The sequence below is a fragment of the Paenibacillus ihuae genome, assembly GCF_001368795.1.
In the GTDB taxonomy this organism is placed as follows: Bacteria; Bacillota; Bacilli; order Paenibacillales; family Paenibacillaceae; genus Paenibacillus_AQ; species Paenibacillus_AQ ihuae.
In genome coordinates, this window is record NZ_LN831198.1 from 3461492 (window position 1) to 3470145 (window position 8654).

General features: G+C 51.6%; 8 protein-coding genes. 4 read left to right on the top strand and 4 right to left on the bottom strand.

Annotated features, from left to right (window positions below; genetic code table 11):
* The 3 genes from AQR02_RS15880 to leuC form a co-directional block, all read right to left on the bottom strand.
* On the bottom strand, positions 1-716 hold a 716-nt coding region (locus AQR02_RS15880), incomplete at its 3' end, for a copper amine oxidase N-terminal domain-containing protein (protein ID WP_148449115.1).
* A 191-nt stretch (positions 717-907) separates the two neighbouring features.
* On the bottom strand, positions 908-1510 hold the full coding sequence (gene leuD / locus AQR02_RS15885; protein WP_054941311.1) for a 3-isopropylmalate dehydratase small subunit: 603 nt from the start codon (positions 1508-1510) through the stop codon (positions 908-910).
* 32 nt (positions 1511-1542) lie between these two features.
* Complete coding sequence (leuC, locus tag AQR02_RS15890; protein WP_054941312.1) at positions 1543-2967, bottom strand: 3-isopropylmalate dehydratase large subunit; 1425 nt, start codon at positions 2965-2967, stop codon at positions 1543-1545.
* Positions 2968-3206: 239 nt separating this feature from the next.
* Here leuC and AQR02_RS15895 point away from each other — a divergent pair, with 239 nt between their 5' ends.
* From AQR02_RS15895 to proC, 4 genes are all read left to right on the top strand, one after another.
* Entirely contained in the window at positions 3207-4118 is a 912-nt protein-coding gene (locus AQR02_RS15895) for a LysR family transcriptional regulator (RefSeq protein WP_054941313.1), read from the top strand.
* 364 nt (positions 4119-4482) lie between these two features.
* Positions 4483-5586 carry a glutamate 5-kinase gene (proB, locus tag AQR02_RS15905; RefSeq protein WP_054941315.1) on the top strand — a complete coding sequence of 368 codons (1104 nt, stop codon included), beginning with the start codon at positions 4483-4485 and terminating at the stop codon, positions 5584-5586.
* A 22-nt stretch (positions 5587-5608) separates the two neighbouring features.
* Positions 5609-6856 carry a glutamate-5-semialdehyde dehydrogenase gene (locus AQR02_RS15910; protein WP_054941316.1) on the top strand — a complete coding sequence of 416 codons (1248 nt, stop codon included), beginning with the start codon at positions 5609-5611 and terminating at the stop codon, positions 6854-6856.
* Positions 6857-6936: 80 nt separating this feature from the next.
* Complete coding sequence (proC, locus tag AQR02_RS15915; protein WP_054941317.1) at positions 6937-7803, top strand: pyrroline-5-carboxylate reductase; 867 nt, start codon at positions 6937-6939, stop codon at positions 7801-7803.
* Positions 7804-7964: 161 nt separating this feature from the next.
* On the opposite strand, the gene AQR02_RS15920 is transcribed toward proC, so the two are convergent.
* Positions 7965-8513 carry a hypothetical protein gene (locus tag AQR02_RS15920; protein WP_054941318.1) on the bottom strand — a complete coding sequence of 183 codons (549 nt, stop codon included), beginning with the start codon at positions 8511-8513 and terminating at the stop codon, positions 7965-7967.
* Between the last annotated feature and the right edge of the window lie 141 nt (positions 8514-8654).

Below are 8654 nucleotides of genomic sequence, written 5' to 3' on the forward strand. Positions count from 1 at the left end.
TTAGCGCCTCCCGCTACCGCAACGATGAGACGATTCTCACTGAATACAGCACCCATGACCTGCGGTGTAGTCACCACTGTCCCGGCACTGCCCGGAATCGGTGTGGTGGTTGGCCCCAGAGTTCCTGTTCCCAGATCATCGTCAGCCCCTGGCGTTGTTACTGGAGCTGATGTCGCAGTAGGACTAGGGCTTGGATTTGCCGCCGTAGGCTGCGGAGTCGGACTGAGAGACGGCAGCGGATCCACGGAGGTCTCAGAACCGCTGGTCTGGCCGCCGCTGAGATAAACCGTTTTGTCATCGTTGTCCCAGCCGACCTTCAGGCCAAATTGCTCACTGACAAAGCGGATCGGCACCAGCACTGTTCCACCATTCTGCTTAGGAGCCGCATTTAAGGAGAGCGTAACTCCATCGGCTTCAGCAGTTTTGCTGCCAACCGCAAGCTGAACCGTTTTGCCATCCTGCTGAACGGTTACCTTTTTCGATTTCTGCTCCCATTGCACCTGAAATCCCAAGTTCTCCACGACTACGCGGATAGGAATCATAACGCTTCCATTTACGTTTTCAAGCTTGATTCCCTGTGGTAATGCCAGCTCCTGATTGTCCATAATAATTCTGCCTGCGCCGTTTCCGGCAGCGGCGGCTTCACGGCCGGCGAATGATAGCAATAACAGTGGCAGCAGCAATAGAAATAACACCCGTTGTCCGGCTCTTCTCATTCCTTACTCTCCTTTGGGCAAATAATAGATACAAATACATACACAGATAAGGTTTAGACGACAGAACTCTCCAAAAGTTGCCTCTATAGGCAATGAATATATCGATTATAGCAAAAAAACTTCTATTTCCGACACCCGGAAATAGAAGTTTTGTGTAAAATTTGTAAAGTTTGCGGATATCTGTGACTCAATTAAGAGAACAGCTTCGCAGCATGACGCTCTTCATAAGCAGCGATTTCATCCGCATGCTGTAGTGTCAGGCCGATATCATCAAGACCCTGCAGCAGGAATTGGCGGCGGTGCTCATCCAGCTCAAAGCTGATGGTGAGTCCATACTCATCACTGAGCTTATTGTTCTCCAGATCCACTGTCAGGCTGTACCCTTCATGCTCAGCGGTGCGGTTGAACAGGTCATCCACCTGCGATTCCGACAGTTTGATCGGCAGGATGCCATTCTTAAAGCAGTTGTTATAAAAGATATCGGCATAGGATGGTGCAATCACCACTCTGAAGCCATAGTCCATAATTGCCCATGGCGCATGCTCCCGGGAGGACCCGCAGCCAAAGTTAGCCCGCGAGATCAACACGGATGCCCCCTGATAACGCGGTTTGTTCATTTCAAAAGCGGCATTGTCATTGCCGGCTTCGTCAAAACGCCATTCATAGAACAGAAATTGTCCGAATCCGGTCCGTTCAATCCGTTTTAAAAACTGTTTTGGAATAATAGCGTCTGTATCCACATTTACCCGGTCGACCGGGGCAACGATTCCCGTTAATTTTTTGAAAGCTTCCATTTGTTATTTCCTCCCGCTCTCTCTCAAAGTTTCTATGCGTTGACGGCTTCCGTCTTGTAATTCCAGTCACGTACGTCAGTGAACCGTCCTTTGATAGCCGCCGCAGCCGCCATCGCCGGAGAAACAAGGTGCGTACGTCCGCCGCGTCCCTGGCGTCCTTCAAAGTTGCGGTTCGAAGTCGAAGCACAGCGCTGTCCAGGCTGCAGAACATCAGGGTTCATTGCCAGGCACATACTGCAGCCTGCTTCGCGCCATTCGAAGCCCGCTTCGGTAAATACTTTGTCGAGGCCTTCTTTCTCCGCCTGCATCTTTACACGTCCGGAGCCGGGAACTACAATCGCCGTTACTTTATCAGACACCTTGTGGCCTCTTGCTACCTGAGCGGCAGCCCGCAGGTCTTCGATCCGTCCGTTGGTGCAGGAGCCGATAAAGACATAATCGATACCGATTTCAGAGATCGGAGTTCCTGGTGCCAAATCCATATATTCAAGCGCTTTTTCAGCAGCTTTACGTTCATTTTCGGTAGTGAAATCTGCAGGGTTAGGCACACTCGAAGTGATGTCCGTTCCCATGCCCGGACTAGTCCCCCAGGTTACCTGCGGAATCAGTGTTTCCACGTCGAATTCTACAACCGTATCGTACTGGGCACCTTCATCGCTAACCAGGCTTCTCCAGGAAGCAACAGCAGCATCGTATGCATCGCCTTGCGGCACATACTCACGTCCGCGCAGATATTCAAAAGTTGTCTCATCCGGTGCAATCAGGCCAGCTCTTGCTCCGCCTTCAATCGACATGTTGCAGACGGTCATCCGCTCTTCCATCGACAGCTCACGAATCGCTTCACCCGTATATTCAATGACATAACCGGTAGCAAAATCAGTGCCGTATTTAGCAATGACGCCGAGAATCATATCCTTGGCAGTTACTCCCTTATTGCGTTTGCCGGTAAAGCGGACTTCCATTGTTTTGGCTTTGGACTGCTGCAGACACTGGGTAGCCAGTACATGCTCAACTTCACTTGTTCCAATGCCGAAGGCCAGTGCGCCGAATGCCCCGTGTGTGGAGGTGTGGCTGTCACCGCAGACAATCGTTTTGCCGGGATGGGTCAAGCCGATTTCCGGTCCCATAACGTGTACGACACCCTGGTCGATATCGTTCAGGTCAAACAGTCTGACTCCGAAATCGCGGCAGTTCTGCGACAATGTGTCAATCTGCTGCTTGGAGATCGGGTCCGTAATATTGAAACGGTCCTTAGTTGGAACATTGTGGTCCATCGTTGCAAAGGTCAGCTCCGGGCGGCGGACCTTGCGGCCGCTTAAGCGCAGTCCTTCAAAAGCCTGCGGAGAAGTAACCTCATGCACCAAATGCAGGTCAATATAGATGATGCTAGGTTTGCCTTCCTCTTGATGAATTACGTGATTATCCCAAATTTTCTCAAACATTGTCTTGTTGCCCATGGTTTCACCTCATATAGTAGAATCGTTCATTTGGAAGAGAGCGTGGAGTCTCTCTTGAATGATCTAAATATAACATCGTGTTGTTTATAATTCCAAGATATGATTTCTATAAAAGCAATAGGTTTAACCTATAAGCCAACTCTTAATATGGAAGAGCAGATGTAACATAGTAGACTATATTAAAACAGATTCCTATAGGATATACTTATAAGTAATCTATATCAATCGAGGTATTAACCATGGAACTTAGACAATTGCAGTATGCGCTGCAAATAGCTGCAGAGCGGAATTTCTCCCGTGCTGCAGACAAGCTGCATGTAGCACAGCCTTCACTCAGTCAGCAGCTGTCCAAGCTGGAGAAGGAGCTCGGCGTAATGCTGTTTCAGCGCAATACCAGCTCTGTGGAGCTGACCTATGCCGGAGAGAAGTTCGTTGAGCAGGCTGAAGCAATAATCGGCGCTGTAGAGCTGCTGCGCCAGGAAATGTCCGATATATCACAGCTGCGTACCGGCCGTGTAGTGGTCGGAAGCATGCCGATTACCGGAGCACATCTGCTGCCCCATGTACTGCCTGTGTTCAAACGGAAATATGCGGAGCTTGAGATTTCACTGCTTGAGGACTCTTCTATGAATCTTGAAAAGCTCACCGCCAGCGGCCAGACGGATTTAAGCCTGCTCTCCCTCCCCCTGGAGATTCCCACGCTGGCCTATGAAGTGCTTGGCGAGGAACGGATCGACCTGGCGGTGCCTCCAGAACACCCGCTGGCCTCACGCAGTGCTCAAGGGATCCGGACAGCGCTGGAGGAATTGAAGGACGAGCCGTTTATCGTGCTGAAAGAAGGGCAGGGCTTCCGCAAAATGACGGTAGAGCTATGCCGTGAAGCCGGGTTCGAACCGCGGATCGTCTTCGAGAGCAATAATATGGAGACAGTGCAGTCGCTCGTCGCCACAGGGATGGGAGTTACACTCGTGCCCCATTTCATCGCCCGTGCACCGCGCAGTGAATTCGTGCCAGTCTACTTGCCGCTGGCCGATCCTGTACCCAGCCGTACACTGGTTATCGCCTACCGCCGTGGCCGCTATTTGTCCAAGGCCGCTGAGGTTTTTATTGAAACCTTCAAAACAACCGTAGCCGGCCTGACGGACGTGTAACGAGCCCAAAAATATTCCGGCATACACCCTTTGCAAACGACACACTGCCATGGTATTCTAAATGTCAAATAGTGAAACGTGCAGACGGGACCAGTAAGAAATGTCTCTATCCGTGAGCAGAGAGTAAATTCCGGAAGGCTGAGAGAATTTACCACGGTTGTTATTTCTGAATCCTACCCCCGAGCGGCCTGCCTTCTGCAGGACGGAAACTCCCGTTACGAGAATGAAGTCGGATGATCCCTCATCAATGAAGGTGGTACCGCGGAAGTTAATCATGCTTTCGTCCTTTGCTAAGTCTTAGGATGGGGGCTTTTTGTCGTTTTCAGGTTTATGGTTTTTTATTCTGAAAGGGAAGTGAAAACAAGTGACGACACGTATTGTAGTCAAAATAGGCAGCAGTTCGCTCACCGGCCCTGAAGGCGGATTAAACCGCGAGGCAGTGGCCTTCTTCGCCGCCGAGATTGCTGCACTAAGGAAGGACGGCTGTGAGGTGCTGCTTGTAACCTCCGGAGCGGTAGCCGCCGGCTTCCGCGGCATCGGCTATCCGTCCCGTCCGAAGCTGCTGCACGAGAAGCAGGCCGCAGCCGCAGTCGGACAGGTTATGCTAATGCAGGCCTATCAGGAGGCTTTTGGACAGCATGGCCTGCCGACCGCCCAGATTCTGCTGACCCGCACCGACTTCTGCAGCCGGCGGGCGATGAACAACGCCATGATGACGGTGGAGGAGCTGCTCCGGCAAGGCGCTGTTCCCGTTTTCAATGAGAACGACACCGTATCAGTCGATGAGCTGAAGTTCGGGGACAATGATACGTTGTCTGCGCTGGTCGCGAACCTACTGAAAGCCTCCCGCCTCCTGGTGCTGACAGACATGGACGGATTATACAGCGGCGACCCCCGCAAGAATCCCGATGCCGTCCGCTACAGTCACGTGAAGGAGATCACTCCTGAAATCTATGCCTTCGCAGGCGGAGCAGGCTCCAGTGTAGGGACAGGCGGGATGCGCTCCAAGATTGACGCTGCCAAAATTGCCACCAGAGGCGGAGTACCTGTGTTTATCGGCAGAGCCACCGAACCTGGAGATCTGCGGCTGGCTGCGGCTGGAACGGGTAAGGGTACGTATTTTGATACCACGCTCTCTTCATTGCCGGTCAAAAAGCAGTGGCTCGGTTTCATGTCGACTCCGCTCGGCTCATTATATGTAGATGAAGGAGCCGTCGAAGCGCTGCTTCACGGCGGACATAGTCTTCTTCCGGTCGGTGTTAAACGGATTGAAGGCAGTTTTCACTCCGGAGATGTGGTTGAAGTACTCGGCCCCGATGCTACCTTGCTGGGCCGGGGCATCGTAAACTACGACGACACCCAGCTGCGCAGCATTCAGGGTCTGCCCAGCCGCGAGATCGTCCCAAAGCTCGGTGAAGTCCACCGGCTCGAGGTTATTCACCGTGATGAATGGATTACGCTACGATAAACAACTTACAGGAGGGAAAGATATGAGTGAAGTCGTTACTAAAGCCTCATTGGCGAAAGAGACCACAGGGGTACTTGCAAGCCTAACCACTGGCCAGAAAAATGAAGCACTGCTTGTCATGGCTGCAGTATTGCGGCGCGAAGCCTCCGCTATTATTGCCGCCAATCTGGAAGACCTGGAGCGAGGGCGTCTCGCTGGCACTCCCGAATCGATGCTGGACCGTCTGGCACTGGATGTCAGCCGGATAGACGCTATTTCGGAGGGATTGCAACAAATCGCTGTCCTGCCTGACCCTATCGGCGACACACTCGAAACGATTGAGCGTCCGAACGGTCTATCGATCGAGAAAATCCGCGTCCCGCTTGGTGTTATCGGCATCATCTATGAAGCTCGTCCGAATGTAACAGTCGATGCCGCCGGGCTGTGCCTCAAGACCGGGAATGCCGTGGTCCTGCGCGGCGGCTCTTCCGCACTCTCGTCCAACCGTAAAATTGTCGAAGTACTGCATAACGCTTTGGCTGAGACGGCAATCCCTGCCGCAGCCCTGCAGCTGATTGAAGATCCGAACCGTTCCTCTGTGGATGAGATGCTGAAGCTGAATGGCCTTATCGATGTCATCATCCCGCGCGGGGGCAGCTCTCTGATCCAGAATGTTGTCCTCAATGCTACCGTACCGGTGATTGAAACAGGAGCAGGCATATGCCATACTTATCTGGATGCAGGCAGTGACCCGGAAATGGCTGAAAGGATCAGCCTTAACGCCAAAGCCCAGCGACCTTCTGTCTGTAATTCAATGGAGACGCTGCTTGTCCACCGCGACTATGCCGCTGAACATATGCTTTCGCTTGCCGAAGCCTTTCGCAGGGTAAATGTTGAATTACGCGGCTGTCCGGAGACTATAGCCCTAATTCCCTGGGCAGTACCTGTAACCGATGAAGATTATGCAACTGAGTATAATGACTATATTCTAAATATCCGGATTGTCGGCGGACTGGATGAAGCCTTACGCCATATTGCCGAATTCAGCACCAAACATTCCGAATGCATCGTAACTGAAAATGATGAGCATGCTGCACGTTTCCTGCAGGAAGTAGACGCTGCTGCCGTTTATCATAATGCCTCTACACGTTTCACGGACGGCTTTGAATTCGGCTTCGGCGCCGAAATCGGAATCAGCACCCAGAAGCTGCATGCCCGCGGCCCGATGGGTCTGCCCGCACTCACCTCCTGCAAATATATAATCCGCGGCAACGGTCAAATTCGGGGATAACAGGCATACTTCCGCAGTAAATTTACCGATGTCAATCCGCGGCAGTATGCTGAACAATACATTTAGGGGGAGCATATTCCATGTGTCAGCAACCGACTATTCCACTTATTAATGATAAAATCGTCTTCTATGGCGCCGGGTCGATGGCCGAAGCGATTGTGCGGGGGATGATTGCCCGCAGCGTAATTTCTTCTGAGAATATCACCCTGCTTAACCGCAGCAGCAGCGAAAGGCTGGCTGAGCTGCGCAGCCGTTACGGCGTAAGGGGCAGCAATGATCCCGGACAGAAAGCGGAAATCCTGGCAAACGCTAATGTGATTGTCCTGGCAATGAAACCAAAGGATGCCGCTGAGGCGCTTCGCGGACTCGCTCCGCTGCTCTCACCCGGACAGCTCATTGTCTCTGTTATTGCAGGCCTGACGATCCGAACGATTCAAGCCCTGCTCGGCACAACACAGCCTGTGGTGCGTACGATGCCCAACACCTCCAGTACAATCGGACTTGGAGCGACCGGCATTGCCTTCTCCAAGGAAGTGGACGACTCCGGCCGCCGTCTGGCGCTCAATATTTTTGAATCCGTCGGCATCACTTCGGTGATTGAAGAGGAACGGATGGAAATCCTGACCGGGATCTCCGGTAGCGGACCAGCCTACATCTACTACATGATGGAAGCGATGACTGCCGCAGGTATCCGGGGCGGTCTGTCACCGGAGCAAAGCGCAGAACTAACTGTGCAGAGCGTTCTCGGGGCAGCCCGTATGGTACAACAGACAGGTGAACAACCGGCTGCCCTGCGGAAAAAAGTTACGTCTCCAAATGGTGCAACGCAAGCCGCGATTGAAACCCTTGAAAAAGGTGATTTCTTCGAGACGGTCATTGCAGCGGTGAACAGCTGCGCCGAGCGCTCCCGTGAAATGGGCGCAGCTGTTGAGAAAGAACTGCTCTAATATCAGCCTTTCATTCTTTTTGCATTACCCCATCGCTGGCCTTTATTGACTAGAGGCAGAGGGTTCTGCTGTAACAGTTTATAATAAACTAAGCCCGCATGTGACTTCCTATAAGGACATCTGCGGGCTTTCTTGTATATGTTGCTGAACCCATTTTGGACTTATACAAGAGGGCCAGTAAGAGGTTCATCGAGTATTAAACGGAAGTGCGCCTCTAGAGCAGAATGATTCTTGATGTAAACACGATAGTCGCCGTCTTCCGGTACCGTTATCGTAACAGTACCCGTCCCGCTAGGGATGGACTCGCTGTAAATTTTATCGCTTGAAACAGATATAATTCCGATTTCAAGCTTGATCTCCTGCTCAGATTCCACACTCATTGTTAGAGTCTCGTCCTGTTTTCTACTCATGACCGCAAAATTATTGTCTCTGCCTGCCGCCAGCCAGATTGACAAATCTTTGCCGTCCTTAGTTTCAATCCCACCGGATACGATACCACTGTCTCCTGGAGTCTGCGTTACCGAGGCCGGATCATTAGCTGTGGCTGGGGCCAAGGCATCCAATGCGACCGGATTTTCTTTGGGTCCTGGATATAAATATGCCGTTAATATTGCTCCGATACCAACAATGACTACAGCAGCTATGGTAATTGTAATACCAGCCCTCTTCTTTTTGAATTTATGATGAGTGGGAATTAACTTTATCCGCATGAAATCCTCCCTAATTATTCTTATTCTTTTCAGTAAAATTTTACCTCACAAGGTTTTTTGATGCAAATGTTGCACATGCAAAAAAAACCTGTTGAACTTGGTTTCCCAAGCCAACAGGTTTTTAAGTGAGCATTTTGCATA